A 26,310-nucleotide genomic window follows, 5' to 3' on the forward strand; every position below is an offset into this window, starting at 1 on the left:
ATACCAGCATCCCGATCTCGCCGCCTGACACACCGCCAAGCGAGCAGCCTAGACCACCGGGATGAGGGGTCCTTTTTCGACGCCGATCACCCCGCTACCGGGGTCCCTTTTCCACGCCGATCCACACTCTATACCATGACGTCCAAACTTGCCCTCGGGGCGTCGGGCCTGGTGCTCGCAGGCGGGCTCGGGCGCTCGCCAGTGTTCACCGCCACCGGCTTCGTGTTCTTCGCCATCGCCATCGCATCGACCTGCGCCTTCGCCGCCCTGCTGTGCTTGACATGCCGGCGCCGCCACGACCTTCATGCGACATGAACGGCATCAGCGCAGGCGACTTTCCTCCACGATTTCTGCGCGAAGACGGCAGGCGCACCGCGACCGCCAACGAGCGCGTGCTGCTCGACCTGCTTTCCCGTCTCGGTCCCGCGAGCCGTGCCGATCTCGCCCGTTTGACCGGGCTTGCGCCGCATTCGGTCACACGCCTCGTCGAACCTCTCCTCTCCCGTGGCTTGATCGCGGAAAGCGCGCCGGTTGTGCAGGGCCGCGGCAAGCCGAGTACCGCGCTGCATCTGGTCGGAAGCGCCGCCTTTTCCGTAGGCCTGTCGGTCATGACCGATGCGCTGTCCCTGGTCCTGCTCGATATCGCGGGCAACGTCCTCTCCGCACGAACCGCGCGCCTCCGCGACGAGCCGTTCGATCGGACGACACGTCGGATCGGAGCGATGATCGATGCCGCCATCGACGCGGCTGATCGCGATCCGCACACCTTGGTGGGCGTCGGCGTCGGGGTGACCGGCTACTTCATCGGTGACGGTGCCCGGCTCAACCCGCCGCGGCTACTCGACGGCTGGGCGCTGCTGCCGCTCGACACGCTTCTGGCCGAAGCGTTCGGACGCAAGGTCTGGATCGACAACGACGGCAACGTCGCCGCGCTCGGCGAAGCGCTGCTCGGGCATGGCCGCACGGTCGCGGACTTCGCTTACCTGTATTTCTCGGCCGGCTTCGGGGGTGGGGTGATCTCGCGCGGGGGGAGCCTGCGCGGGCATCACGGCAACGCGGGCGAATTCGCCTCCATCCTGCCGGCAGGGTGGCCGCAGCCCAATCTGGAGGAATTGCGCCTGTGCCTGGCAGAGGCGGGAGAAGCGTTCGACGACATACGGTCGATGCTTGAGCGCTTCGATGCCGGCCATCCCGCGGTTGACACATGGCTCGACCGCGTGAGTCCGTCGCTCGACCTCGTTGCCTCGGCGATCTGGGCCACGTTCGATCCGCCCATGATCGTTCTGGGCGGCCGTTTGCCGCCGTCGCTGGCGAGCCGGCTGGCAGAGCGCATCACGCTGACCAATCCGGTCCGGTGCGGCTATCAGCGGCCGGCCAGTCGCATCGTGACGTCGCGCGTTGAAGGAGACGCGGCCGCGATCGGTGCCGCGTGCCTTCCGCTGCGCGCAGCCTTCTTCGACCCTGACGAAGCGGTGCCCTGATCATCTGTTCGCCACGTCCGGTCGCGCGGCCTGCGCCAGCGCCGCGTCGATCAGCGAAGGGAGGCGTTCGGCGATGATGTCCTGATCGATCTGGTAGGATGCCGATGTCGCGGTCGCGGGAATGTGCTGGTCAATGCGAATGAGATGGTAGCCTTCATCGCCCCTCACGGGCGAAGTGACGAAACCTTCCTTGCGCCCTCGAACGGCGTCGAGGAAGGGCCGGGCCATGTAGGCGCCCAGCAGGACCGAAAGTTCCCCGCCCTGCGCAGCGGTAGCGGTGTCGTCAGAATATTGGCTGGCGAGCGCCTCGAACTGTTCACCACTGGCCAGTCTGGCTTTGATTTCTTCTGCGATCGTGCGTGCCTGTCCGTCCGACCGGTTCGAACCATCCCTCGCGCCGTTCGTGGCGATGTAGATATGCCGCAGTCGATATTGATCGTAACGACCGGGATGCGACGCGAGGTAAGCTTCCCGCGCAGTGTCGGAAATGGTGATCTGACGCTCCAGGTCCAGCCGTGCAAGTTCAGCAAGCGCTGCGTCGTCCAGCGCATTTCGCAAGCGCGTGTACCGCACGTCATCATCCAGGCTCCGGCTGCGCGCCAACTTCGCGATCCGACGGATCGCCCGCGCCTGCGACAGTTGGTCGGCAGTAACGACGGCGGTGCCGGCGTCCGGGTCCTTCAGCAGCCAGGTCCAGGGCACCTTGGCTCGCACCAGCCGCGCCACGTCGGCGGTCTCTACGGGAAGCGGCTCGGACGACGCCCGTTCCTGGCCAACGGCCATTCCACTCGCTCCCATGAGACAGCACAGCACGCCCGCGAGGAACATCTTCATGAACATCGACTTCACCGGCTCACATCCTGAAAGGCCGGTCATCCTGACGGATGACCGGCCCGGTTGTCGGAAAGGCGCGCCCCGTCAACGCGGCGTGGTAGGGGTGATGAAATATCCCTTGGGATGCCGCTGCCGCAGGCCCTTCCGATCGAGGAAACGGACCGCCGTGTCGGGATCGTCGGTCGTGATGAGGCCGAAGCGTTGCTGCGTGATGTAGTTCAGATCCCCGCGGAGATCCGCCGTGTCGCGGCTGGTCCCACCGGGAAATCTGTAAGTGTAGTACAGGTCGGAAAGCTTGTAGCAGCAGGCGCCGGTATTCTTGTAGAATTCACCCAAGCGCGGACCGTCGGGTATGGCCTGAAAAACACCGACACGGTCGCCCGATGCTAGGGAGTTTGCCACTTCAGGCGAAAGAAGACCTCGCGGCTGCTTCATGTTGATCTCAAGAGTATTCACCTGCATCGACCAGCCGAGAACGGACTCCGCCACGTTCGTCACGCCCAGCATGTTCGTCGTGAAGACGGGGATCGGGCTCATGTTCGACGAATCACGAAAGAACGCTCCCGGAGTAGGATAGAGGGTGGCGTTGACCTTAGCCGCGACGATGGTCTTACCATATCCCGCCATTCGTTGGTGGACATGAGCATCGACCGCGCGAACCGCGTCGGTGGTCTTGATATCGAAAACCAATGGGGCGTAGGTGCCGGCGATCCCCTCCACCCACTTGCGAAGCACGTCGTCCACCCTGGGCACCCGCTCCCGCGTGAGCCGGGAACGGTCCGGCGTCAGGAGGAACAACTGGCCGATCACGCTTGAATCCAGGCTGCTGACCGCGGGGTTCTGCCCGACGTTGCGGATCGGATCGTATTTGTCCCCGCGGGCGACCTGCCAGATGTTCGTGGTCCGGCCGAGATTGAAGTCGTGCATCAGCACCGGCTCGCCGTTCCTCGTCATCTTCACGTCGAGTTCGATGCCGTCGGCGCAGTTCACCGACGCGGCGTCGATCGCCCAATGGGAATTCTCCGGCAGATCCGCCGTCCTCGCGAACCGGCCCCACCAGCCGCGATGGGCCAACACCATCGTATCCGGATCGCGATCGTTGCCCAGGATCGTCCTCATCCGCTCTCAGGCCAGCTGACACAGCCCCTGTGCGCTGGCGGCGGCCGGCGCCATGAGCAGCATCGTCGCCAAACCCGTGACGCAAAGCCGCTGGATGCGTGTAGGTCCCGAAAGGTACATTTCCTGCTCCCCTGCCCGCCCGCCTACTCCAGCATTGTGGCGTAGCGCTGGGCAATGGCTTGAACGAGGACGATTCGTCGCCCTCGCGCATTCCCTATGCCAGCGGCATGACGCGCTGTCGTCACATTTAAGTACCTTTAGTGACATATTGCGTTGGTACATGAGGAAGGAGGGAGTAGCATCATGACGCCATCGCCTATGCCGACGCCTGCCCTGAAAATGTTGGCTGCGGGCCTCTTGGCGGTAATAATGCTCGGGATTGCAGCGATGTGGTCGAGTTCCCGTAGCGATCAGTCCGGCCCCCGTGCCGCGAGCGGATCCGTCCGCATCGTGGCTGCGGGGAGCGACATGATCGACGAAAGAAAAGCTCTGCCCCCTGCGTTGCCTACCGCGATGCCGGACGGTGATCCTGCGTTAGCGCTGCAGACGCTTGTAGCTTCCTCCTTTCCGGGATTGAGCAACGTCGCGACGCGGTGCTCCCAACAGGCGTGCGCGATTGAAGCGACTGCGACGGTGCCGGCAGGCGGGCAAGATCTCGCGGATTACGAAAAGATGATCCGGCTCGATATCCCTGCCATCTTACAGCAGCGCGGCCATGCGCTCACTGAGCAGCCGCAAGTCGAGGAGATTGGGGACAGAAGCGTACGGATCATATTGCATGCAAGCGGTGGCAGATAAGCGATCCGCCCGGATCGAGCACTGAGGTTCCTATGCTACGACAGCCTGTCGAGGCACCTTACCCGCGGTTCGTCTGCACAGGCTCGCGGCATGGATAAGGGGATTGCCGCTGATGGATCACGCCGCTGCGAGTAGCGGCTGGTCGAAGTGTATCTGGTCAGGGATGCGAGCGCCAAGCGTGGAATGCGGCCTGACGGCATTGCAGAACGCCATGTCGCGGTCGATGCCGGCGCGCGCTTCGGGGATCGACGCGTAGGCGTTGAGGTATACCTCCTCATATTTCACCAAGCGGCAGAGGCGCTCCACAAGCACGGCGTCACGCCAGCACTCCTTGCCGTCCATGCTGATGGCGATTTGCTCACGGTGGAGGACGGCAGTGAACGCTGGGCGCAAGGGGGGCGGGCGATCAGCAAGAGGATCAAGGCGGCGATCGCCAGGTTGGCAGCGCTCCTGCGCGCCCGCGATGAGGACGAGCACGGCGGCGCTGGTGCGACACGCTGGCATCCGGCGGGGCCGACCACACGCCGCGCTGGCAGCGCATGTACTGCTGCATTCTGCTGGGGTTCACCGCGACGCTGTTGCTGGCGTTCGGGCTGGTCCGGCAGACCAGCGCCGACCCGGCCGGCGTGATGCCTTCGGGTGAGGGGCCGTCGGTCGGCGAACGCGTCAAGCGGCTGCTGGTCCCGGTGTGCCGCGCAGATATCGTGCAACAGATCGCCCGCAACGGCGAACCGGCGCTGCAATCGGTGCAGCACGCGATGGAGCAGGAGGGCTGGACCGCGAGCAGGCTGGACAGCGACGAAGGGGCGATCTCACTCGCCATCACGGCGCCCGGCCTTCTCCCCTTCGTCTATCGCCTGGCGCCCCGATCGCGGCCGTTGGCGGCCTATATCGCGCGGGAGGCGCCCGAAGGCCGCCGCAGCCTGGCATGGTTGCTCGCCGCGCAGGTGGAGGGAGAAGGGCTTTCGCGACCTGACCGGCTTCACCGTCGCGCAGATCGCCAACGACGTGCTCGAGCGCTGGCGTCTCGGTGACGCGAAGGCGGCGCGTGCGGGCGCGGCCCCGGACGGATGAACGGGCAAGCGGGGTTGTGAACGCGCCGGCCGTCTGCGATATGACGCCCCGGGTGTTCGCGACAGGCTGTGCGGGCAGGTTCTAACGTTGGTCGGGCCGCCAACGCGTGAACGCTTGCGCCTGGAGCATCGGCTTGCCTGTGCCGCCCCCCTTCGTCCGTCATCGCCCGCGCCGCCCGGGCGCCCCGCGTTCGGCCGGGGAGTGCCGGCGTCATCGAACCCGGACCTTGGGCTAGGATAGCAGGCGTGTCGTTGCTGGCCTTGATCCTCCTGCCGTTCCTCACGGCTATCGTGTTGATGGCGGTGCGGCGGGCGTCGCGCGGCGTGCACATGGCGATCGCCGCGATCGGCAGCGCGGGTGGGCTCGGCGTCCTGCTGTCGCAGGCGAGCGCCGTGCTGTCGGGTCATATTCCCCGGACGACCGTCGCCTGGCTGCCGACCCTCGGCCTGGACTTCAGCCTGTGGCTCGATCCGCTGGCGCTGCTGTTCGCCGGACTGATCCTGGGCATCGGGCTGCTCGTCGTCGTGTATGCGCAGGGCTACCTCGCCAAGGACGAGTCGACGGCGCGGTTCCTGTCCTTCCTGATGCTGTTCCAGGGGGCGATGGTCGGCATCGCCTTGTCCAGCAACGTGCTGCTGATGCTGGTATTCTGGGAACTGACCAGCCTTGCCTCCTTCCTGCTGATCGGTTTCTGGCGCGATCGCGCGGAGGCGCGGCAGGGGGCACGGATGGCGCTGAGCATCACCGGTGGCGGCGGGCTTGCGCTGATCGCGGGAATGCTGCTGCTGGGCAAGGCGGCGGGCAGTTACGATCTGGTCACCATCCTGTCGCGCGGCGACCTCGTCCAGGCGTCGCCGCTGTACCCGGCGATCCTGGTCCTGATCCTGGCCGGCGCCTTCACCAAGTCGGCGCAATTCCCGTTCCACTTCTGGCTGCCGCACGCCATGGCCGCCCCCACCCCGGTCAGCGCCTATCTTCATTCGGCGACGATGGTGAAGGCGGGCGTATTCCTGCTCGCTCGGCTGTGGCCTGTGCTGGCGGGCACCGACTGGTGGTTCGGCATCGTGGCGCCGGTCGGGCTGGTGACGATGCTGTTCGGCGCCGGCGTTGCGCTGTTCCGCCACGACCTGAAGGCGATCCTCGCCTATTCGACGATCAGCCAATTGGGGCTCATGGTGATGCTGCTCGGCTTCGGCACGGGCGCAGCGGTGGCGGCGGCGATCTTCCACATCATGAACCATGCCGCGTTCAAGGCGGCGCTGTTCATGCACGCCGGCATCGTCAACCATGAGACCGGCACGCGCGACATCCGGCGGCTGGGCGGGCTGGCGGCGATCATGCCGCTGACCGCGACGCTGGGTGTGCTGGCCGCCGCGGCCATGGCCGGCCTGCCGCCGCTGGGCGGGTTCATCTCGAAGGAGATGATGCTGGAGCGGAGCGCCGAAACGGCGTGGGCGGGGCGCGCGCTGCTGGTGCCTGTGCTGGCGACGATCGCGGCGATGCTGTCGGCGGGCTATTCGCTACGCTACGCGGTGGCGCTGCATCTCGGTGCGCGCAAGACCGGAGAGGTCGCCACACCGCACGATCCCGGCGCGATCCTTCTCGGCCCGCCGGCGGTCCTGGTCGGCTTCGCGCTCGCGCTCGGCCTGTTGCCGATGACGCTCGCGGCGCCGCTGGTCGCGGCGGCTAGCGAAGCGGTGACGGGCGACGGGCGGCCGGACCTGCACCTGGCGCTGTGGCACGGTATCAATCCGGCGTTGGCGATGAGCCTGGGCGCGGTCGCGATCGCCATCCTGCTGTTGTGGCGCTACCCCGCCCTCGAGCGTGCCGTCGCCCGCCTGCCGTCGCCCGACGCCAAGCATCTGTTCGACGGCGGCATGACGGCGATCGTGGAGGGGCTGCGTCGGCTGTCGGACCTGCTCCACGTCGCGTCGCTGCAACGCTACCTGGCGGTCCTGTTCGTCGTCGTCATGACGCTGGGAATGGAGGCGGGGTGGCGCTTCGGCGTTGCTGCGGGATCGCGGCCGACGACGCCCGCCTCGCCGGTGGCGGTTGTCGCTTGGGCGGTGATGGTCGTCGCCACGGGCGCGGTGCTGGCGGCCGACCGGCGCCGGTATCTCGCGCTGATCTTCATCAGCGTCATCGGCCTCGTCATGGCGCTCGCCTTCGTTCACCTTTCCGCGCCGGACCTCGCGCTGACCCAGATCGCGGTGGAGGTCGTGACGATCCTGCTGATGCTGCTGGCGCTTCACCTGCTCCCCGGCCGTCCGCCCCGCCTGTCGGGTGCGACGCGCCGCCTGCGGGACGGTGCCATCGCGGTGGCCGGCGGGGCCGGCACCGGATGGCTCGCCTGGACGATCATGACCCGCCCGGAGCGCGAGGGCGTGTCGCGCTTCCATTGGGAGAACAGCTATGCCGGCGGGGGCGGCACCAACGTCGTCAACGTGACGCTGGTGGACTTCCGCGCGTTCGATACGCTGGGCGAGATCATCGTGCTGGGGATCGCCGGCCTCGCCATTTACGCGCTGCTCCAACCGGCGGCGCGCGGCGTGGCCGGCCGGCGGCTGCGCGCTTGGCGATCGGACGACCGGCATTCGCCCGAGCGGCACCCGATGATGTTCGTGATGGCGACCCGGCTGCTGTTGCCGCTGGCGCTGCTGGTGGGCAGCTACATCTTCCTGCGCGGGCACAACCAGCCCGGCGGCGGGTTCATCGCCGCGCTGGTATTCTCGATCGCCATCCTGCTGCAATATCTCGCCTCCGGCTTCGACTGGACCGACGAGCGGCGAAAGTTCGGGGAACATGGCCTGATCGGCGCGGGGGTGCTGATCGCCGTCGCGACGGGGGCGGGGGCGCTGCTGTTCGGCGCGCCGTTCCTGTCGAGCAGCTTCGACCATTTCCACCTGCCGCTGATCGGCGAATTCGAGCTGGCGACGGCAATGCTGTTCGACCTGGGCGTCGCCTGCGTCGTGGTGGGGGCGGTGATGATGGCGCTGGCGCAGCTGGCGCATGTCGCACAGCGTGCCGCCCGGCACGACGAGGAGGACGCGGCATGAGCCTGGAATTCCTCGTCGCCTCCGCCATCGCGACGCTGGTGGCGGGCGGCATCTATCTCGCGCTTCGGGCACGCACGTTCCAGGTGGTGCTGGGGCTGACGCTGCTGTCCTATGCGGTCAACCTGTTCCTTTTCGCGGTCGGCCGGTTGGTCGTCGATCGCCCGCCGCTGTGGTCGAAGGACGTGACGCACCATGCCGATCCGCTGCCCCAGGCGCTGGTCCTGACCGCGATCGTCATTACCTTCGGCATGACCGCGCTGACCGTCATCCTGTCGCTGCGCAGTTTTCTGGAGAGCGGGTCGGACCAGGTCGACGGCCGGGCCGGACGCGACGGGGACGAGGCCGCATGAGCGCGTCCGATCACCTGATGATCGCGCCGGTGATCGTGCCCGCGATCGTCGCGCCGGTCGCGATGCTGTCGATGCGGCGTCGCCGCGCGCTTGGCCTGTCCGTGTCGCTGGGCGGATGCGCCGCGACGCTGGCCGCGGCGATCGCGCTGTTCGGCATCGCGCAGGACGACGCGATCCGCAGCTACGCGCTGGGCGCGTGGTCGGCGCCGTTCGGCATCGTGCTCGTGCTCGACCGGCTGTCGGCGACGATGCTGCTGGTGGCGGCGATCCTGTCCACGGTGGTATGGGTGCACGCGATCGTCACGGGCGCGGACCGCAAGGGATGGCATTTCCATCCGCTGTTCCACTTCCAGCTTCTCGGCATCAACGGCGCGTTCCTGACCGGCGACCTGTTCAACCTCTTCGTGTTCTTCGAGGTGCTGCTGATCGCTTCCTACGGCCTGATGCTGCACGGACAGGGCGCGCTGCGGCTGAAGGCGGGCGTCGCCTATGTCGTCGTCAACATCGTCGGATCGGCGCTGTTCCTGGTCGCGCTGGGGCTGCTCTACGGCCTGACCGCGACGCTCAACATGGCGGATCTGGCCGTCCGGGTCGCCGCGCTGGGACGGGAGGACCAGGGGCTGCTGCGCATCGCCGGGCTGTTGCTGACGACGGTGTTCGCGCTGAAGGCGGCGGCGGTGCCGCTCCACCTGTGGCTGCCGCGCACCTATGCCGCGACAATGCCGGTCGTCGCCGCGCTGTTCGCGATCATGACGAAGGTGGGCGTCTATGCGATGATCCGCACCGTGCCGCTGGTCTTCGGCGCATCGGCGGGCGCCGCGGCGTGGGTGCCCGCACCCTGGCTGCTGCCCGCGGGGATCATGGGCGCCATCATCGGGTTCGTCGGCGTGCTGGTGGCGCGGGGGATGCGCGAACAGGCCGCGTTCGCGGTGCTGGCGTCGACCGGCACGCTGCTGATGCCGGTAGCGGTGTGGCGGGAGGGAGCGCTGGCTGCCGCGCTCTATTACATGGTGCAGGCGATCTTCGCGGGCGCGGCCCTGTTCCTGGTCGCCGACGCGACGATGCGGCGGCGCGGCCAATATGCCGACGCCGTCGTGCCGAGCCCGCGCTTCGCCGGGCAGGATGCGGCGGGCCTGCTGTACCTCGCCGCGGCGATCGCGGCGGTCGGGCTGCCGCCGCTCACGGGGTTCGTCGGCAAGCTGCTGATCCTGGACGCCAGCTTCGCCGTGCCCGGCTGGCCCGCGATCTGGGCCACCATCCTGGGCACCACGCTGATCGGCGTCGTGGGCTTTGCGCGCAGCGGATCCTCGCTGTTCTGGAAAACGGCGGCGCCAGATGCCGATCCGATCTCGGCGATGCCCCGGCCGCGCGCCGACTTCATCGCGCCGGCGACGCTGCTGATCCTGCTGGCGGCGCTGACCGTGTTCGCCGGCTGGGCGGCGGCGCAGGCCCACGCCGCCGCCGCCCAGGTGATGGCGCCCGGGCGCTACATCACCGCGGTCCTGGGTGCGGCGCGATGAAGCGGCTGCTGCCCCATCCCGGATTGTCGGCGATGCTGCTGATCGTCTGGCTGCTGATGGCCAACGACGTCACCATCGGCGGAGCCTTGCTCGGCGGCGTCTTCGCCTTGGTCCTGCCCAAATTCACCCAGCCCTTCTGGCCGGATCGCCCCCGGATGCGCTTCGGCCGCGCCTTCCTCGGCTATCTGGCGATCGTCGTGCTCGACATCGTCGTCGCCAACTTCCAGGTCGCGCGGCTGATCCTGTTCCGCCGCAACCGCGACCTGCGCGCGCGCTGGCTGGTAATCCCGATCCGGCTGACCACGCCGGAGGCGATCACGATGCTGGCCGGCACGATCAGCCTGACGCCCGGCACGATATCGTCGGACGTGTCGGCGGACGGCCGCTTCCTCCTGGTCCACGCGCTCGACGTCGGGGACGAGGCGGCGGAGATCGCGCGGATCAAGACCCGCTACGAGGCGCGGCTGCAACGGATCTTCGCATGATCGGCATCGCGCTCCACATCGCGGCGGGCTGCATCGCGCTGGCGCTGGTCCTGAACCTGTGGCGGCTGCTGCGCGGGCCGTCGCTGGGAGACCGGATCGTGGCGCTCGACACGATGGTCATCAACGCCATCGCGCTGATCGTCCTGATCGGCATGATCGGCGGCAACGACACCTATTTCGAGGCCGCGCTGCTGCTGGCGATGGTGGGGTTCGTGAGCACCATCGCCTATTGCAAGTTCATCCTGCGCGGAGACATCGTGGAATGAGTGTTCTCGCCGACATCGCGATCGTGGCGCTGCTGCTCCTGGGCGGCGGTTTCGCCCTGATCGGCAGCTGGGGTCTCGTGCGCCTTCCCTCGACGATGGAGCGACTGCACGGGCCGACCAAGGCGACGACGCTGGGACTCGGCGGGCTGCTGCTCGCCTCCGTCGTCTATTTCCAGCTGCGGCTCGGCATCTGGACCGCGCACGAGCTGCTGATCTCGCTGTTCCTGTTCATCACCGCGCCGATCTCGGCCAACATGATCGCCAAGGTCCACCTGCATCGCACGCGCGCCGGCGCCGCCACAGAGCGCGACAGCATCGCCGGCGCGCCGCCGAGACCCGGCGGCGAGGGTGACGAAGGCGCGGACTGGGCGACGTTCGCGGCACCGCAGCCAGGCACGCCCGCCTCGACCGCGAGCGACTGACCGGCCGTGGAAATCGACGGCGCCCGCCCCGATTACCACCTTTACCGCCGCAGCCGGACGCCGGTGTGGCTGGCGCTGTCGTGGCGGGCGCTGCTCGCGCTGGCGCTGATCGGCGTGGCGCTGGCGGTCCATTGGTTCGATCGCGCCGGTCGGGTATCAAACCAACACCATGGTCTATGCGGCGGCCGACTACCGCTTCTCCGATTTCGTGAAGATCGGTCTTCCCATGAACGTCATCGTCGGCATGTCCACCTGCGCCGCCATCGCGTGGCTGCGGTGAGGGGCAGGGGGGAGGTGGCCTCGGCTCCGCGTGACAGACACGAAACGAGACCGCTGTACGGCCGTGCGTGGAGCAGGCGGAGTTGACGAGGTTACGTCCGCCCGCCCTCCGCGAGCGGCATCGCGAACGTTCGGGACAGACCGTGATAGAGCTTGTCGCGGCAGATGAACTGGCTCACCGCGTCGGCGATGAAGGCAGCGGCGAACATCGGAAGCATCAGTCCGCGGCTTGCGGTCGTCTCCGACAGGATGATGACCGCGGTCAACGGCGCGCGGACGACGCCGGCGAAATAGGCGGCCATTCCCAGGATCACGATCGCGGATGCCGGGTAGTCGGGAAACAGCCACTGGAGGAGGTTGCCGATGCCTGCGCCCACCGCCAGCGAGGGGGCGAAGATGCCGCCGGGCAATCCCGCGACCGCCGTGGCGAGAGTTGCGGCGAACTTGGCGGGCCCAAACCACAACGGCGCATCGGTACCGACGATCATCGCCCGCGCCGCGCCATAGCCTGTTCCCCAGGTCAGCCCGGTCGCGACGCCCAGGCCGCCGACGACCAGCCCGCACAGCGCGGCGAAAGCGACCGGGCGGCGCTTGCTCCACCGCGTCACCCGGCCGGTGCCGGTCGCGAGGGCGAGCATCGCGCGCGCGAACAACCCGCCTGCCGCGCCGCCGGCGACCCCCGCGACCGGCACCGCAACCAGCGCCGCGGAGAGCGGCATGTGCGCGCCGATTACACCGAAATAGACGTAATCGCCTTGCACCGACTGCGCGACCATGCCCGCGATGACGATCGCCGCGATGACCAGCAGCGTCACTTTCTGCTCGTACGCCGACGCGAGCTCCTCGATGGCGAACAGCAGCCCGGCGAGCGGCGTGTTGAATGCCGCCGCCACGCCCGCCGCCCCACCCGCGATCAGCACCGCGCCGCGTAGCGGCACCCGCAGAAGCCGGTGGGTGACGCCCATGATCGACGCGGCGATCTGCACCGTCGGGCCATCGCGACCGACCGACGCGCCGCTCATCACTGCCGCCAGCGTCAGCATCGCCTTGCCAAGGACGGTGCGCACCGACACGAGCGACGCGGTCGCACGCTCGGGATCTTTCTGCGCCGCGATCACCTATGGAATGCCCGACCCTCGCGCCAGCGGTACGTAGCGACGCGTCAGCCAGACGAGGATGCCGAACAACAGCGGCGTCGTGACCAGCGGCGCCCAGCGGAAGCGCGCCGAGTAGCGGGTGAAGACCTCCGCCGCGGCGTCCGCAGCCGCGGCGAACGCCGTCGCGGCAAGGCCGATCGCTACGGCGCCGAGCAGGATCGCGATCCGCGTCCTGAACTGGACCGATCGCGGCCCGCGTGCACGCAGGAGGGCGCGGTAGCGCGCGGGCGTCCACAGACGTTCCGAACGTCGTGGCAATGGTGTGTCGGACATGGCAGCGGCTTTCCCATCATCATCACGCGAAAGCCAGCGCGCAGAGCGGTGACGCGGTGCGCATGATCGCGGGCGGCCTGTGCGGGTTGCCGGCGGGGATCGGCATGGCTGGCATCCCCGCCAGCACCGGTCCCCTGCTCGTCGACGCCTATCCGGACGGGCAGGACTGGGATGTCCGTCGCGTAGCCGACGAAGCGGAGACGCTGGCGCGCACCGCCGCGGTTCCGCCGCCGCCGCCGATTCGCTCGGCGGCGCCGCGACGTACCCCTTCCTGCCGGCAAGTTGGATCGATCACCTGGCAAGCATTTTGCCCCGCATGGAAGTTTTGCCGCCTCGGCCACATCCATCACGACGCCGGAATTGCCGCGGCGCGCCGGGCGCGATCACGCCAGCGTGCGCACCCCCGGCTCTCGCGCGTAGAAGCGCCTGCCGGCTGCCGCGATGAAGGCGCCGCCCAAGTCGGTGACGCCGTCGTCCGGCTCGACGCCTGCCTTGTCGAGCAGGGGCCGGGCCGCGTCGCTGGCGCCGATCGCCTTCAGGTGGCCGAAGGCATCCATCACGAACTGCACCGCAGCGGCCTCCTTCAGCAGCGCGGCGCAGCCGTCGGCGGACAGCACGATCGCCACCGCGTCGAAGATCTGGCTCGGCGATCCGGCGAGCTGCCCGTCCGCCTTGCGCCTCGACCCGTCCTTCAGCGTCGCGCCGCCCACCTTGGGCGCGACCAGCACGGCCTTGCCCTTCGCGGCTGCCACCGCGGCGACCAGCGCCTCGATCTCGGCGCCGTCGCTGTCGTCGGCATACAGGATGCCGACGCTGCGTCCCTCCAGCGTCGCCTTCATGTTCTTGTGGATCGACAGCGCGTCGGACGGCGCCATGTCGACCGGCTCGCGCGCCGCGGCGGCCTTCTCCGGCAGGGCGATGCCCAGCCCGTCGGCGACGCGGCGGGCGAGGTCCTCGTCGACGTTGCGCAGGTTCGCGACCATGCGTGGCGGCACCTGGTCGAGCACGCCGACCTTCGACAGCTCGAAGACGAAGGAGGAGGCGATATGCGCCTGCTCGCTTTCCGTCTGCGAGCGGTAGAAGAGCCGGGCCTGGCTGTAATGGTCGGCGAACAGCTCGGCGCGGATGCGCTGCTTGTCGCCCTGCTCGTCGCCGCCGGTCGCCGCGTTCACCGTCGCGAAGCCACGCTCCGCGCTCTCGCGCGGGCCGCCGTCCTCGCCGTGCGCGGCGAGGCTGTTGGGCTCGTAATTGGCGCGGCCCTTGGGCACCTGCGTCTGCATCTTGCCGTCGCGCTGGAAGTTGCCGAACGGGCAGCGCGGGGCGTTGATCGGGATCTGGTGAAAGTTCGTCGTGCCCAGCCGCGAGTTCTGCGTGTCGAGATAGCTGAACAGCCGCCCTTGCAGCAGCGGGTCGTTCGAGAAATCGATTCCCGGCACGATGTTGGTCGGCAGGAAGGCGACCTGCTCGGTCTCTGCGAAGAAATTGTCCGGATTGCGGTTCAGCGTCAGCGTGCCGATGATCCGCACGGGCACGTCGTCTTCCGGGATCAGCTTCGTCGCGTCGAGCACGTCGTAGGGCTGCGCCCGCGCGAACTCCTCGTCGAACACCTGGATGCCGAGGTCCCATTGCGGATACGCGCCGGTGTCGATCGCTTCCCACAGATCGCGGCGCTGATAGTCGTTGTCGGCCGCCTGCAGCTTCAGCGCCTCGTCCCAGATGGTCGATTGCAGCCCCAGCCGCGGCTTCCAATGGAATTTGACGAAACTGGCCCTCCCCTCGGCATTCACCAGCTTGAAGGTGTGGACGCCGAACCCTTCCATCGTGCGGAAGGAGCGCGGCAGCGTGCGGTCGCTCATCGCCCACATCAGCATGTGCGTGGTTTCGGGCATCAGCGACGCCCAGTCCCAGAAGGTATCGTGTGCGCTGCCCGCCTGCGGATAGGCGCGGTCCGCCTCCATCTTCACCGAGTGGACGAGGTCGGGAAACTTGATCGCGTCCTGGATGAAGAAGACGGGGATGTTGTTGCCGACGAGGTCCCAATTGCCCTCGCGCGTGTAGAATTTGACGGCGAAGCCGCGCACGTCGCGCGGCGTGTCGACGCTGCCGGCGCCGCCCGCGACGGTGGAGAAGCGGACGAAGACCTCGGTGTGCTCGCCCTTGGTGAAGACCGCCGCCTTCGACAGGTCGGAGATGTCCGCGGTGGCCTCGAACACGCCGTGCGCGCCGGAACCGCGGGCGTGGACGATGCGCTCGGGAATGCGTTCGTGGTCGAAGTGGAAGATCTTCTCGCGAAGAACAAAATCCTCCAGCAGCGTCGGGCCGCGCGCGCCCGATTTCAGGCTGTTCTGGTTGTCGCCGACGGGAACCCCGTGGTTGGTGGTCAGCACGGCGGCGTCGCCAGTCACGCGCTGGTGGGTCTCGCCACCGCTGCCGGTGGTGGTCGTCGTCTCGGTCATCGGTGGTCCTCGCTCGCCGGATCGGTTGATCCATGTAACGAAGCGGGGAGCGTAAGGTCCCACCCGCGCCGGGCGGGCGTTCAGAAGGCGACGGAGAGCCTGACGGTGGCGAGCGGCACCACCGCGCCGCGCTCCGCGACGTCGCTGCCCAGCCGCCGGAGCGTCGCGTCGCGCACCACGGCGAGCAACTCGGCCTCCAATTGCCAGTGCGCGCCCCCGGCGGCGAACGGCCGGGCGAACGCGATCCCGCCGCTGCCATAGGCCACGTCGCCCGTTCCGGCGCCGTAGAAGCCGGCCCAGCCGACGCCGACGAGCAGCGGGAACGCGAGCGTGGCGGCATCCTCGGCGCCGGACAGCGCGACCTGCGGCGCGATGCCCGCCTGCGTGAAGACGCCCCCGTCTCCCTTCGTCCGCACCGTCGCGGCGGCGTGGGGCTTCATTCCGGCAAGCACGCCCTCGCCGTCGAGCGCGGCGGTGACGCTCGCCTCGTGGGTGGTGGCGGAGATGCCGTTGGGGCTGGTCTTGATCGTGTAGGCGACGCCGACCGCCACGACGCCGCCCGGCCGCGCGACCAGGCCGACCAGGTTGTTGCTCTCGTACCAGGCGCGCGGTGCCGTGCGCTCCGCGGAGGAGGGCGCGTGGATGCCGTTGGACGAGGTCGCGACGACGAACAGGTCGCCCGCGCCGGCTTCGTCCCGGCGCAGCGCCCAGGCGAAGCCGAGCTGCGCGTGCACCGGCACGCGGTCGAGCGAGGCGGCATCGTCGTCGTAGCCGCCGCGTGCGAAGTCGCCGTTGCGCACGTCCAGCGCGACGATCGGGTGGAACGCGCCGGTACCGACCGCGGCGGTGCCGAGGCCGGCATCCTCCGTGTCGATCGTCGGCACGGTCTGCCCTGCCGCCGCGGGCGCGGACAGCAGCGCCACGCCGGCGAGCAGCGCCGCGGCGTAGCCGTCAGCCACGCGGGCGCGGACGCTCCGCGGCGGCCGTGGTCGCGGCGGGAGTGACCCGCCACACGGTGTTCGACAGGTCGTCGGCGACGTACAGCGCCTTGCGTCGCGGATCGAACAATACGCCTACCGGCCGTCCGCGTGCCTTGCCGTCGGGACCGATGAAACCGGTGACGAAGTCGCGCGGCTGGCCCGCGGGACGGCCGCGCGCGAACGGCACCCACGTCACCTTGTAGCCGGCCAGGTCCTGGCGGTTCCAGCTGCCGTGCTCGCCGACGAACGCGCCCTCGCCATATTGCGGCGCGATGCCGCCGTTCGAGGCGAAGGACAGGCCAAGCGCGGCGACGTGCGAGCCGAGCGCGTAGTCGGGTACCAGCGCGCGCGCGACCATGTCGGGCCGCTGCGGGTGGACGCGCGGATCGACGTTGCGCCCCCAATAGCTGTACGGCCAGCCGTAGAAGGCGCCGTCACGCACCTGCGTCAGATAGTCGGGCACCAGCCGCGCGCCCAGTTCGTCGCGCTCGTTCACGACGCTCCACAGCGCATTGGTGGCAGGGTCGATCGCCAGCGCGGTCGGATTGCGGATGCCGGTCGCGATTGCGCGGTGCGCGCCGGTGGCGCGGTCCACCTCCCAGACGACGGCGCGATCCTCCTCCACCTCCAGCCCGCGCTCGCCGACGTTGCTGTTCGATCCGATGCCGACGTACAGCTTCGTCCCGTCCGCGCTGGCCGCCAGCGACTTGGTCCAGTGATGGTTGATGCGCGACGGCAGCTTCGTCACCTGCCAGCCGGGTGTCGCGATCCGCGTCGCGCCCGGCGTATAGGCGAAGCGGGTCAGCGCGCCCTGCTCGGCGACGAACAGCTCGTTGCCGATCAGCGCGAGGCCATAGGGCGCGTCCAGCTTGTCGATGAAGGTGGTGCGCACTTCCGGCCGTCCGTCGCCGTCCGCGTCGCGCAGCAGCGTGATGCGGTCGCCACCCTTCACCGATGTGGTGCCCAAGCTCTTGATATAGCCGGCGATCACGTCCTTGGGCCGCAGCTTGGGTGCATGCCCGCCTTTGCCCTCCGCGACCAGCAGGTCGCCGTTGGGCAGGACCAGCATCTGCCGCGGCACCTTCAGGTCGGTGGCGAGCGCGGTGATCTGGAAGCCGGCGGGTACGGTCGGGCGCGCGTCGCCCCAGGCTTCCGGGCGCGCGATCTTCATGGGCGGGACCAGCGTCTGGTGCTGCGCGGGCAGCTGCGGATCGGGCCCGGTCTGCCGAACGTCGGTCGGCTGGCCGCCGCATCCGGCGAGGAGCGCGAGCGGGAGGAGCGGGAGCGCGCGGATCATCGTGCCAGCCCTCCGCGCACCGGTGCCGCGAAGGCGAGCCAGCCCGCCGCCAGGATCGCGACGGTCGAGACGACAGACAGCAGCAGCCCGGTGGTGCCGACCGAACTCCACGCGTCGCGGCTGTGCCCGAAGGCGTTCAGCAGCCCGGCCGCCCAGGCGACCGCCAGCAGCAGCGGCACGATCCAACGCCCGCGCGCCTTGCCGGGAAGCGCGCGCAGCACGCTCCACGCCAGCGCCGGCGCGCCGACGATCAGCGCGCCGGTGATCGCCCAGGAGGCGAAGTTCGACCACTGCATCTCGGCACTGTTCAGATAGGTGATGTCCGCCGCCAGCGCGGCCGGGAAGAACCCGACCGGGAAGGCGAGCAGCAAGGCGTGCAGCGGGTGCAGCCGGACGGGCGCGGCGGCGTCGAGGGCCATGGGAGCTCCAGCGCGCCGAGATGGCGCGACGGAATAATCCCCGCGCCCGTGGTAAGTTGCGTCAGTCGGCCACGTCGACGGGCGTGGTCGCGACGATCACCGGTCGCGCGCTGGCGAGATCGCGCGCGGCGAGGCCGAACGCCTTGAAATGGGCGGACGCCATGTGCGCCGCCACCGCCGCCTGATCGGCGTAGAGTTCGTTGAAGACGTAGCGCCGCTCGCCCTCCGCCTCGCGCCACAGGTCGTAGTGGTGGACGCCCGGTTCCGCGCGCGACGCGGCGACGCAGCGGCGCGCCGCTTCCTCGAACGCGGCTTCCTGGCCCTCTTTCACCGATACGAAGGCGATCACCTTCACCGTCATGGCATTTCTCCGTTCATGGCGGCGACCAGCGATGATGCCGCGGCGCCGGAATGGCAAGCGGCGGTGGAACCGCGGTGCCGCCCGGCGCGTCCGGCGGCGATGGAAGCGTCCGCATCGCAGAAGCCGCCGCAGGGATGGCGCGCGAACATCGTCCTGTTCGGCGCGCTCGCCGCCAATCTCGGCATCGCAGTGGCGAAGTTCGTGGCGGCGGCCTTCACCGGTTCGTCCTCGATGCTGACGGAGGGCGTCCACTCCGTGGTGGACAGCGGCAATCAGGTGCTGCTGCTCTACGGCCAGCGGCAGGCGCGCCGCCCGCCCGACGAGGTGCGGCCGTTCGGTTACGGGCGGGAGCTGTATTTCTGGGCGTTCGTCGTCGCCATCCTGATCTTCGCCGTCGGTGCGGGCGTGTCGATCTATGAGGGCTGGCGGCACATCGTCGACCCGGAACCGCTGAGTGACCCGACGGTGAACTACATCGTCCTCGGCATCGCTGCGCTGCTGGAAGGTTCGTCGTGGACGATCGCGATGCGCGCGTTCGATCGCACCCGGGGTGACGCGGGCTGGTGGCAGGCGATCCACCGATCGAAGGATCCTGCGGGCTTCATCGTCCTGTTCGAGGATTCGGCGGCGCTCGCCGGGCTGGTCGTCGCGGCGGTCGGCATCGCGTGCAGCCACTGGTGGGGCGACCCGCGCCTCGACGGCTACGCCTCCATCGCGATCGGGCTGATCCTGGCCGGGGTGGCGATCGTGCTGGCGCGCGAGTCCAAGGGACTGCTCATCGGCGAGCGCGCCGACCCGGCGGTGATCGCCCGCGTGCGCGCGATCGTGGCGGCGCATGGCGGAGTGACGCGAGTGAACCACGTGCGCACCATCCACACCGCGCCCGACAGCGTCTTCGTCGCGATCAGCGCCGACTTCGACGACGCGCTGCGGATGGGGGAGGGCGAGACGCTGATCGAGACGATCGAGCGCGAACTGCGCGCCACGCTGCCCGAGCTGAGCTCGATCTACATCCGGCCGGAGAAGAGCGCCGACGCCTATCGCGGGTCGGCGTAGGCCCCACCGTCGTCCAGCGCGGCGAGGAAGGCGTCGGCCTGCGCCCGCGTCGCGGCCCGTTCCTCGTCCGACTGCCGGTCCCACGTGCGGTACGGCATCGCCAGCCGGCGATTGTCGCCGAGCTTTGCGCGGTGGCGGTCGAGGAAGTGCCAGTAGAGCGCGTTGAAGGGGCAGGCATCCTCGCCGGTCCGCCGGTTCACGTCGTAGCGGCAATGGCGGCAGTAATCCGACATGCGGTTGATGTACGCGCCCGACGAGACGTAGGGCTTCGACCCGAGCAGCCCGCCGTCGCCAAACTGGCTCATCCCCAGCGTGTTGGGCAGCTCCACCCACTCGTAGGCGTCGAGATAGATCTCGAGATACCAAAGATGGACCTGTTTCGGGTCGGCGCCGATCAGCAGGGCGAAATTTCCCGTCACCATCAGCCGCTGGATATGGTGAGCGTGGGCGGTGGCCAGCGTCTGCGACAGGACCTCGGACAGGCAGTGCATGTCGGTCTCGCCGGTCCAGTAGAAGGCCGGCAGCGCGCGCCGATGGTCGAGGAAGTTGCGATCGACATAGCCCGGCCCCTCGCGCCAGTAGATGCCGCGCATATACTCGCGCCAGCCGATGATCTGCCGGATATACCCCTCGACCGAGTTGAGCGGCGCGCGGCCGGCGCGATATTCGGCCTCCGCGCGGCGGCAGAGGTCGAGCGGGTCGAGCAGGCCGGAGTTGATGTAGGGCGACAGGATCGAGTGCCAAAGGAAGCGCTCGCCCGTCAGCATCGCGTCCTCGTAGTCGCCGAAGCGCGGCAGCGCGTGGGCGAGGAAGGCCGCCGCCTGCCGCTCGGCGTCCGCCGCGGTCACGGCGTAGTCGAAGCCGTCCAGGCTGCCGGGATTGGCGGCGAAGCGCCGCTCCACCAGCGCGATCACCTCCGTCGTGATGGCGTCGGGCGCGAAGGACAACGGGCGCGGCATCAGCAGGTCGCGCTCGGCGGGCTTGCGGTTCTCCTTGTCGAAGTTCCAGCGCCCGCCCTCCGGCTTGCCGTCCGTCATCAGCAGCCCGGTCCTCGCACGCATCGCGCGGTAGAAATACTCCATCGTCAGCTGCTTGCGCCCGTCCGCCCAGCCTGCGAACTCCGCGTGGGTGGCGAGGAAGCGGGTGTCGGTGCGGATCTCCACCGGCACACCGAACAGCGTCTGCCAGCTGTCCAGCATCGCCGCGACGCGCCACTCGCCCGCCTCGGTCACGACGATCCGCTCCACCGCGTGCCGCGCCAGCGCGCGGGCGATCTCGCCGGTGAAGCTGCCGCTGTTCTGCGGATCGTCCAGCCGCACATAGTCCACGCGCCAGCCCCGCGCCGTCAGCGCGTCCGCGTGGTGGCGCATGGCGGACAGGATATAGGCGAGCTTCGTCCGGTGATGGCGGACGTAGGCGGTCTCCTCCGCCACCTCCATCATCAGGACGATCGTGTCGGCCGGATCGGCATCGGCCAGCGAGGCGAGATCGAGCGACAATTGGTCGCCGAGCACCGGGACGAGCGTGGCCATGCGCCGATCCTAGGAGCGCGACGCCGCCGTCGCCAGTGACGTTGTTTCCCGCTCGCGCATCAGCTCGGCCCAGGCGGTGGGGGTGAGCCACAGCGCGCGATAGCGCGGGTCGGATCGCAGCGGTGGGGGGAATTCGTGCGACCCGAAGGGGAGCGCCCAGGGAAGGTAGGTGGAGCCGGCGTCGTGCGCGCGGGTCAGCGCGTCGAGCGCGCGGTCGACCCGCCGGGCGTGGGCATATTCGTACGCCAGCGCGAACATCGTGTCGCCCGCCGTGCTGGCGGAGACGGGCTTGCGGTTCTCCAGCGTCGCGCGGAATTCCTGGTCGAGGAGGCGGTCGAACGCCGCCGCACGTCCGTCGCGATGCGCCGCTGCCGCTTCGGCGCGATCGACGACGGCCAGGATGCCGGGAGGCGGGTCGCCCTGCCACAGATCGTGGCGAAGGAACGTCGCGAGCTGCGCCAGCCGGCCCCGTCCGCCGGACAGAGCGACCAGATAGGTCTCGTAGGCGAGGACACCGTTCGCCCGATCGTCGCGCAGCAGGCGCGCATAGTCGCGCAGCGCGCCGGACGTGTCGCCGGCGCCTTGCATCAGCCGGGGGATGGCGCGCCGCCGCCAGGACGAGCCGGGATCCAGCTCCACGCCCTTGCGCGCATAGCGCAGGCCTTCGCGGCAGCGACCGACCAGCGCCAGGTGAAAGGCGTACCAGGTATTCGCGTCGGCCGAACTGGGTCCGAGCCGCACGGCGCGGCGCAGCAGCGCGCCCGCCGCAGCCCAGTCCGCGGCGCGGCCGAAGTCCCGCGCCGCGGCGACCAGCACGGCCGGATCGTCGGGATCGGCCGACAGCGCCCGGGTCAGCATCTCGTCGGCGCGCTGAAGCCGGTTCCGGAAGGCCGGAACGGTCTCGCCGGGGCGCGGATAGGCGGGGAGAAGGTCGATCTGGTAGCGCAGCATCAATGCCCGCGGCGATTCCGGATCGAGCGCCAGCGCCGCGTCCGCCTTCGCCGATGCCACGGCATAATGCTCCATCGCCAGCGAAGGCTTGCCCTGCTCGCGTTTCTCGCGGCCGGTCTGCCACTGCTGCAATCCGTCGGCGACCAGCGCCGACACGTCCGACCGCTCGGGCTCGCGCGCGGACGGCTCCCCACCGCCGCGGTCGCTGAGCCACACGGCGACGTAGCGGACCGCCGCGGCGACCGCGCGCTGCTGCTCGGGCAGCAGCAGGGGCGATCGGGCGAAGCGACCGCTCCAGATGGCGGAACCGTCCGATCCGTCCTTCAGCGTCAGCAGGATCGGGCGCTCGCGCGTGGATCCGAACGACCCGTCGATCGTCAGGTCGGGCGTTCCCGTCGCAGCGCCATCCAGCAGGCGCAACCCGCGCACCCGCAACAGACTCTGCCGCAGGTTCGACGTGAACGCCTGCACGCCCGCGCGGTCGCCCGGCCGGTCCGCGGTGACGTGGATCGCCAGCGACTTCGTGGCGCTACGCGCACCGAGGCTCGCCGAAAGTATCCACGCCGCGAGGCCGAGCAGCAGCAGGACCAGCGCGGCGGCGGCCGCCGCCGCCGGCCAGCGGCTGCGGCGCGCGGCCGGCAGCGGTGCGTTCGCCTCCGGCCTCGCCTCCTCCGCGGACGCAACGGGCGGGATCGCCACCAGGCGGTAACCCACCTTGCGCTGGGTCTGCAGCTCGAACGCGGCGGTTTCGACCGCGAGCTTGCGAAGCCGAGAGATGACGCGATTGATCGCGTCCTCGCTCACGCTGCGCCCGTCCCAGCACCGCGCCACCAACTCGTCGCGCGACACCACGGTTCCGGCATCGCGGGCGAGCATCGCCAGCACGCGCATCACCTGCGGCTCCAGCACCAGGCGTCTGGCGCCGACGATCACCTCGCAGGTCGCCGGCCGGATGGTCAGCGCGCCCAGCGATATCGTCGGATGGGGCGGAGCCGGCCCGGTCATGGCGCCTCCATACCGCAGTCATCAGGAAAAAGTCAGGTTGCGGTCCTGGCACCGCCCGGCCCGCCGCCGCAGGGCGATCCGCGCACCGGATGTCTCGGCAGATCCCCGCCGTCCGTCACCCGATGCTCCCGTTCCACGCCTTAACGCGATCACGCAGGGAGAGACGAGCAGCATGACCAAGGAAGCCAGCATTCCCCGGGCCTTTCTGCTGATCGGGGCGAGCGGCCTGGCGGCCGTCCTGGGCGGCGAGGCGCGGGCGCAGGCGTGCGCCGCGCAGTCCGACGGCTCGTACCTGTGTTCCGGTTCGATCACCGCGTTCCAGTTCATCGCCGCGCAGAACGGCGCCCCCGCCGTCGTCCGCACCGCTACCGGCCTGACGATCGACGTCGCCGACAACGACGCCCTGCTGATCCGTGGCGCGGCGACGGTGGAGGACCGCAACGCGGCGGCGATCAGCGGCGCGGCGAACGGCATCAGCGTGCAGAGCCTGGGTGCCGGGGCGATCAGCGTCACCACCAACGGGACGATCGTCGGGCGGGGGACGCAGCGGAACGGCGCCGGGCTGGGCGGGTACGGGATCCGCATCGATACCGGCACACAGGCGTCGGGCGGCATCACGGTCGACATCGCGCGCGGCGGCCGGGTCGGCGGGGCCAGGGGGGCGCTGTCCGTCAATGCCGCCGGCGCGGGGCCCGTGGACGTGACGGTCGGCGGCGATGCCACCCGCACGCAGGCCGCCGCGGCGAGCGACCTGGCGATCGTCGACGTCCGCTCGTCGAACGATCCCGTGACGATCGCGATCACCGGCACCGTGGCCGATCAGCCAGGGTCGACGGGATACGGCGTCTCGGGCGTGTCGAGCTCTCCGGACCGGGCGAAGGGGAACGTGACGATCGTGGTGGACGGCTCGATCTCGGCGGGGGCGGGCGTCACGGCGCAGGGGGTCGGGACCGTGGCCGTCACCGTCAACGGCCGGGTGACGGCGACGGGCGGCTCGCCCGCCATCGACGTACGGGTCGGCAGCGGTGCCGCCGCGCCGACCGCCAACACCCGGGCGCTGGTGACCGTCGGCAACGGGGGCACGGTGGAAGGAGGGATCCTCGTCAATACCGAACAGCCCGCGGGCATGGCGCCAACGACGGGCAATGTCGTGTCGAACGCCGGCACTGTGCGCGGCGGCATCCGCGCGGTGGGCGGCGCGACGCGGATCGTGAACACCGGAACGATCACTTCCGATCCGAACACCGGCTTCGCCGTCGCCATGGGGTCGTTCGGCAGCGCCATCGAATTGGCGGGCGGCGCCGTGACCGGGGACGTGTCGTTCGCGGGCGACATGACGGTGCTGTGGAACGGCGGCGAGTTGACGGGAGGGATCCGCCGGGTCTTCGATGTCGAGCCGTCCACGGTGACGATCGACGGCCGGACCCAGGCGCAGACTGCGACGCTCCGCTACCTGCAGGCGGGGTTCACCGACACGCTGAACCTGACGAACACCAGCATCCGCGGCGGCGCCTTGGGCTCCTACACCCTGCCGCCCGATCCGGCGCGGGGGACGAACATCGGGGATTGGGGCAATGTGAACCTGTCGCAGGGATCGCGCTGGCTGCTGACCGCGGACGCGCGCGTGGCCACGCTGAACATCGACGCGACATCGACGCTGCTGGTCGCGGTCGACGCCACCGTCGGCGGCAGCGGCACCGACCGGGTCGTGAACGCGGGCACGATCGACCTGCGCGGCGGTGGCGACGGGCGGCGGCTGACGCTGTCGGGAGGCTTCACCCAGGCCGCGACCGGCAATCTGATCGTGGGCGTCACGCCGACGCAGATCGACCTGCTGACGGTCGCGCGCCCCTCCGCCCTGGATGGGACGGTGACCTTCGCCTGGGCGCCGGGGACCTATGGCGCGGGCAGCCGGCCCTTTATCGCGAGCGAGGGGTCGCCCGGCGCCGCCTTGCTGACGGGCACGTTCGCGACCGTCGCCAACGCCGCGGGCACGACGCCGCCGGCCGGCCTGGACGTCAGCGTCGCCTACACCGACCGACAGGCGAGCCTGGTGCTCGGCGCCACGACACCGACGCCCACGCCCACGCCCACGCCCACGCCCACGCCTACACCGACGCCGACGCCGACCCCGACGCCAACGCCAACGCCAATGCCGACCCCGACGCCGATACCGACACCGACGCCCCCGGTCGTCGTCACGCCGACCAATGCCGCGCTGTTCGGCCGGCAGGTCGCGGCCTTCGCGATGGGCAACGAAGCGCGCTTGCTGGACCTGCTCGGCCGGCCGCGCGCGAACGGGGGCGGCAACAGCTTCTTCAATGCCGACGCGGGAGAGCCACACCCGGCGCGAATATGGATGGAGGGGATCGGCCGGACCCTGGGGGCGGGATTCCGCGCGAGCACCGTCGGCGTGCAGATCGGCGGCGACGCGACGCTCGCCACGTCGGGACGGATCGGCGCGGCGCTGGCCTATGAGGGATCGTGGCTCGACGACGACGCGCGGGGCACCGGGCGCGGCGACACCGTCCACGCCAGCCTCTACGCCTCGCAACCGGTCGGCCCCGCCGGGTTGACCGCGGCGCTGACCTACTCGCACGCGTGGACGCGCACCCGGCGCCCGACCGGCCTGGGCATCGCATCGGCCGACCGCGACCTGGGCGGCCTGACGGGGGGCGTGCAGCTCTCGCGCCCCGTGGCGCTGTCGGGTGCCGTGCTGACCCCGGCGATCGGCATCGTCGCCGGGCGGGTGCGGGCGGACCCCTTTCGGGAGGCGGGGGGCGGGGCGCCCGACTTCGTGGTGGCGGGGCGAAGGCAAACGAAGTCGTTCGTCTCGCCCTTCGCCACGCTGGGCGTCTCCTATGCCTACACCGGCAGCAGCGGGATCACCTGGGTTCCCGACGCGGAGGTCGGCTATCGCCGCAGCGGGGCCGCCGGGGGCATGGAGAGCGTGCTGGTCGCCGCCGATGGCACCGTCTTCTCCGGCAACCGCGTGGCGCTGGACCGCGACATCGTGAAGGCGGGCGCCAGCCTCAGCGTCAACAAGGCGGGATGGACCGGCTTCATCCGCTATCGGGCGGAGGCGGGCGGGGGCTGGACCGCGCACAATGGCACGCTCGGCTTGCGGAGGGCTTTCTAG

Annotated in this window: 21 protein-coding genes and 2 pseudogenes; 12 read left to right on the plus strand and 11 right to left on the minus strand. The window is 69.7% G+C overall.

From position 1 onward, the window contains the following. The first annotated feature begins 135 nt into the window (after positions 1-135). Positions 136-315, plus strand: a complete 180-nt coding sequence (locus HBH26_RS13150; protein WP_168135093.1) for a hypothetical protein — start codon at positions 136-138, stop codon at positions 313-315. Then, positions 312-1,481, plus strand: a complete 1,170-nt coding sequence (locus tag HBH26_RS13155; protein WP_168135094.1) for an ROK family transcriptional regulator — start codon at positions 312-314, stop codon at positions 1,479-1,481. The genes HBH26_RS13150 and HBH26_RS13155 overlap by 4 nt, the downstream gene beginning before the upstream one ends. On the opposite strand, the gene HBH26_RS13160 is transcribed toward HBH26_RS13155, so the two are convergent. Beyond that, positions 1,482-2,321 (minus strand): peptidylprolyl isomerase, encoded by an 840-nt coding sequence (locus tag HBH26_RS13160; protein WP_239024793.1) that lies wholly within the window; start codon positions 2,319-2,321, stop codon positions 1,482-1,484. Positions 2,322-2,399: 78 nt separating this feature from the next. Beyond that, the gene (locus HBH26_RS13165; RefSeq protein WP_168135096.1) at positions 2,400-3,434 is read right to left on the minus strand and encodes a glycerophosphodiester phosphodiesterase family protein; all 1,035 of its coding nucleotides are present in this window, start codon (positions 3,432-3,434) and stop codon (positions 2,400-2,402) included. Positions 3,435-3,902: 468 nt separating this feature from the next. Between HBH26_RS13165 and HBH26_RS13170 the strand changes: the two genes are divergently transcribed. Continuing rightward, positions 3,903-4,232: a hypothetical protein gene (locus HBH26_RS13170; protein WP_168135097.1), complete on the plus strand. Its 330-nt coding sequence runs from the start codon at positions 3,903-3,905 to the stop codon at positions 4,230-4,232. 117 nt (positions 4,233-4,349) lie between these two features. On the opposite strand, the pseudogene HBH26_RS13175 reads toward HBH26_RS13170, so the two are convergent. Continuing rightward, positions 4,350-4,613 (minus strand): annotated as a pseudogene (locus tag HBH26_RS13175) (integrase core domain-containing protein); the annotation flags it as partial. Positions 4,614-4,810: 197 nt separating this feature from the next. Here HBH26_RS13175 and HBH26_RS13180 point away from each other — a divergent pair. The 7 genes from HBH26_RS13180 to HBH26_RS13210 all read left to right on the plus strand — a co-directional run bounded on the left by HBH26_RS13180 (position 4,811) and on the right by HBH26_RS13210 (position 11,405). Next, complete coding sequence (locus HBH26_RS13180; protein WP_168135099.1) at positions 4,811-5,266, plus strand: hypothetical protein; 456 nt, start codon at positions 4,811-4,813, stop codon at positions 5,264-5,266. A 285-nt stretch (positions 5,267-5,551) separates the two neighbouring features. Next, positions 5,552-8,362, plus strand: a complete 2,811-nt coding sequence (locus HBH26_RS13185; RefSeq protein ID WP_168135100.1) for a monovalent cation/H+ antiporter subunit A — start codon at positions 5,552-5,554, stop codon at positions 8,360-8,362. Then, on the plus strand, positions 8,359-8,712 hold the full coding sequence (locus HBH26_RS13190) for a Na+/H+ antiporter subunit C (RefSeq protein ID WP_209308552.1): 354 nt from the start codon (positions 8,359-8,361) through the stop codon (positions 8,710-8,712). The genes HBH26_RS13185 and HBH26_RS13190 overlap by 4 nt, the downstream gene beginning before the upstream one ends. Then, positions 8,709-10,232, plus strand: a complete 1,524-nt coding sequence (locus HBH26_RS13195; protein ID WP_168135101.1) for a monovalent cation/H+ antiporter subunit D — start codon at positions 8,709-8,711, stop codon at positions 10,230-10,232. The genes HBH26_RS13190 and HBH26_RS13195 overlap by 4 nt, the downstream gene beginning before the upstream one ends. Then, positions 10,229-10,717, plus strand: a complete 489-nt coding sequence (locus HBH26_RS13200; RefSeq protein WP_168135102.1) for a Na+/H+ antiporter subunit E — start codon at positions 10,229-10,231, stop codon at positions 10,715-10,717. The genes HBH26_RS13195 and HBH26_RS13200 overlap by 4 nt, the downstream gene beginning before the upstream one ends. Further along, complete coding sequence (locus HBH26_RS13205) at positions 10,714-10,983, plus strand: K+/H+ antiporter subunit F (protein ID WP_168135103.1); 270 nt, start codon at positions 10,714-10,716, stop codon at positions 10,981-10,983. Before HBH26_RS13200 ends, HBH26_RS13205 begins: the two co-directional genes overlap by 4 nt. After that, positions 10,980-11,405, plus strand: a complete 426-nt coding sequence (locus HBH26_RS13210) for a Na+/H+ antiporter subunit G (protein WP_168135104.1) — start codon at positions 10,980-10,982, stop codon at positions 11,403-11,405. The genes HBH26_RS13205 and HBH26_RS13210 overlap by 4 nt, the downstream gene beginning before the upstream one ends. Before the next feature lie 371 nt (positions 11,406-11,776). On the opposite strand, the pseudogene HBH26_RS13220 reads toward HBH26_RS13210, so the two are convergent. From HBH26_RS13220 to HBH26_RS13245, 6 genes and pseudogenes are all read right to left on the minus strand, one after another. Further along, positions 11,777-13,114, minus strand: a pseudogene (locus tag HBH26_RS13220) (chloride channel protein). Positions 13,115-13,497: 383 nt separating this feature from the next. Next, a complete protein-coding gene (locus HBH26_RS13225; protein WP_168135105.1) occupies positions 13,498-15,570 on the minus strand; it encodes a catalase in 2,073 nt (690 codons plus the stop codon). Between the two features lie 80 nt (positions 15,571-15,650). Beyond that, positions 15,651-16,529 carry a hypothetical protein gene (locus tag HBH26_RS13230; protein WP_168135106.1) on the minus strand — a complete coding sequence of 293 codons (879 nt, stop codon included), beginning with the start codon at positions 16,527-16,529 and terminating at the stop codon, positions 15,651-15,653. After that, positions 16,522-17,847 (minus strand): PQQ-dependent sugar dehydrogenase, encoded by a 1,326-nt coding sequence (locus HBH26_RS13235; protein ID WP_168135107.1) that lies wholly within the window; start codon positions 17,845-17,847, stop codon positions 16,522-16,524. The genes HBH26_RS13230 and HBH26_RS13235 overlap by 8 nt, the downstream gene beginning before the upstream one ends. After that, positions 17,844-18,266, minus strand: a complete 423-nt coding sequence (locus HBH26_RS13240) for a DUF2231 domain-containing protein (protein WP_168135108.1) — start codon at positions 18,264-18,266, stop codon at positions 17,844-17,846. The genes HBH26_RS13235 and HBH26_RS13240 overlap by 4 nt, the downstream gene beginning before the upstream one ends. 61 nt (positions 18,267-18,327) lie before the next feature. Next, positions 18,328-18,627 carry a putative quinol monooxygenase gene (locus tag HBH26_RS13245; protein ID WP_168135109.1) on the minus strand — a complete coding sequence of 100 codons (300 nt, stop codon included), beginning with the start codon at positions 18,625-18,627 and terminating at the stop codon, positions 18,328-18,330. Between the two features lie 99 nt (positions 18,628-18,726). On the opposite strand from HBH26_RS13245, the gene HBH26_RS13250 reads away from it, so the two are divergent. Further along, positions 18,727-19,683 carry a cation diffusion facilitator family transporter gene (locus HBH26_RS13250; RefSeq protein ID WP_168135204.1) on the plus strand — a complete coding sequence of 319 codons (957 nt, stop codon included), beginning with the start codon at positions 18,727-18,729 and terminating at the stop codon, positions 19,681-19,683. Here HBH26_RS13250 and HBH26_RS13255 read toward each other — a convergent pair. Both HBH26_RS13255 and HBH26_RS13260 read right to left on the minus strand, forming a co-directional pair. Beyond that, positions 19,665-21,215, minus strand: coding sequence for a cryptochrome/photolyase family protein (locus HBH26_RS13255; RefSeq protein WP_168135110.1), 1,551 nt, complete (start codon positions 21,213-21,215; stop codon positions 19,665-19,667). The genes HBH26_RS13250 and HBH26_RS13255 overlap by 19 nt on opposite strands. 9 nt (positions 21,216-21,224) lie before the next feature. Then, positions 21,225-23,171 carry a winged helix-turn-helix domain-containing protein gene (locus tag HBH26_RS13260; protein WP_168135111.1) on the minus strand — a complete coding sequence of 649 codons (1,947 nt, stop codon included), beginning with the start codon at positions 23,169-23,171 and terminating at the stop codon, positions 21,225-21,227. A gap of 172 nt (positions 23,172-23,343) precedes the next feature. On the opposite strand from HBH26_RS13260, the gene HBH26_RS13265 reads away from it, so the two are divergent. After that, positions 23,344-26,310, plus strand: a complete 2,967-nt coding sequence (locus tag HBH26_RS13265) for an autotransporter outer membrane beta-barrel domain-containing protein (RefSeq protein WP_168135112.1) — start codon at positions 23,344-23,346, stop codon at positions 26,308-26,310.

Source organism: Sphingomonas corticis (assembly GCF_012035195.1).
GTDB lineage: Bacteria > Pseudomonadota > Alphaproteobacteria > Sphingomonadales > Sphingomonadaceae > Sphingomonas > Sphingomonas corticis.

Coding starts and splice junctions, on each gene's coding strand:
- HBH26_RS13190 (WP_209308552.1), top strand. CDS start 8,359: ATGAGCCTGGAATTCCTCGTCGCCTCCGCCATCGCGACGCTGGTGGCG.
- HBH26_RS13205 (WP_168135103.1), top strand. CDS start 10,714: ATGATCGGCATCGCGCTCCACATCGCGGCGGGCTGCATCGCGCTGGCG.
- HBH26_RS13265 (WP_168135112.1), top strand. CDS start 23,344: ATGACCAAGGAAGCCAGCATTCCCCGGGCCTTTCTGCTGATCGGGGCG.
- HBH26_RS13225 (WP_168135105.1), bottom strand. CDS start 15,570: ATGACCGAGACGACGACCACCACCGGCAGCGGTGGCGAGACCCACCAG.
- HBH26_RS13245 (WP_168135109.1), bottom strand. CDS start 18,627: ATGACGGTGAAGGTGATCGCCTTCGTATCGGTGAAAGAGGGCCAGGAA.
- HBH26_RS13160 (WP_239024793.1), bottom strand. CDS start 2,321: ATGTTCATGAAGATGTTCCTCGCGGGCGTGCTGTGCTGTCTCATGGGA.
- HBH26_RS13235 (WP_168135107.1), bottom strand. CDS start 17,847: ATGATCCGCGCGCTCCCGCTCCTCCCGCTCGCGCTCCTCGCCGGATGC.
- HBH26_RS13200 (WP_168135102.1), top strand. CDS start 10,229: ATGAAGCGGCTGCTGCCCCATCCCGGATTGTCGGCGATGCTGCTGATC.
- HBH26_RS13250 (WP_168135204.1), top strand. CDS start 18,727: ATGGAAGCGTCCGCATCGCAGAAGCCGCCGCAGGGATGGCGCGCGAAC.
- HBH26_RS13150 (WP_168135093.1), top strand. CDS start 136: ATGACGTCCAAACTTGCCCTCGGGGCGTCGGGCCTGGTGCTCGCAGGC.
- HBH26_RS13260 (WP_168135111.1), bottom strand. CDS start 23,171: ATGACCGGGCCGGCTCCGCCCCATCCGACGATATCGCTGGGCGCGCTG.
- HBH26_RS13170 (WP_168135097.1), top strand. CDS start 3,903: ATGATCGACGAAAGAAAAGCTCTGCCCCCTGCGTTGCCTACCGCGATG.
- HBH26_RS13195 (WP_168135101.1), top strand. CDS start 8,709: ATGAGCGCGTCCGATCACCTGATGATCGCGCCGGTGATCGTGCCCGCG.
- HBH26_RS13240 (WP_168135108.1), bottom strand. CDS start 18,266: ATGGCCCTCGACGCCGCCGCGCCCGTCCGGCTGCACCCGCTGCACGCC.
- HBH26_RS13155 (WP_168135094.1), top strand. CDS start 312: ATGAACGGCATCAGCGCAGGCGACTTTCCTCCACGATTTCTGCGCGAA.
- HBH26_RS13165 (WP_168135096.1), bottom strand. CDS start 3,434: ATGAGGACGATCCTGGGCAACGATCGCGATCCGGATACGATGGTGTTG.
- HBH26_RS13210 (WP_168135104.1), top strand. CDS start 10,980: ATGAGTGTTCTCGCCGACATCGCGATCGTGGCGCTGCTGCTCCTGGGC.
- HBH26_RS13255 (WP_168135110.1), bottom strand. CDS start 21,215: ATGGCCACGCTCGTCCCGGTGCTCGGCGACCAATTGTCGCTCGATCTC.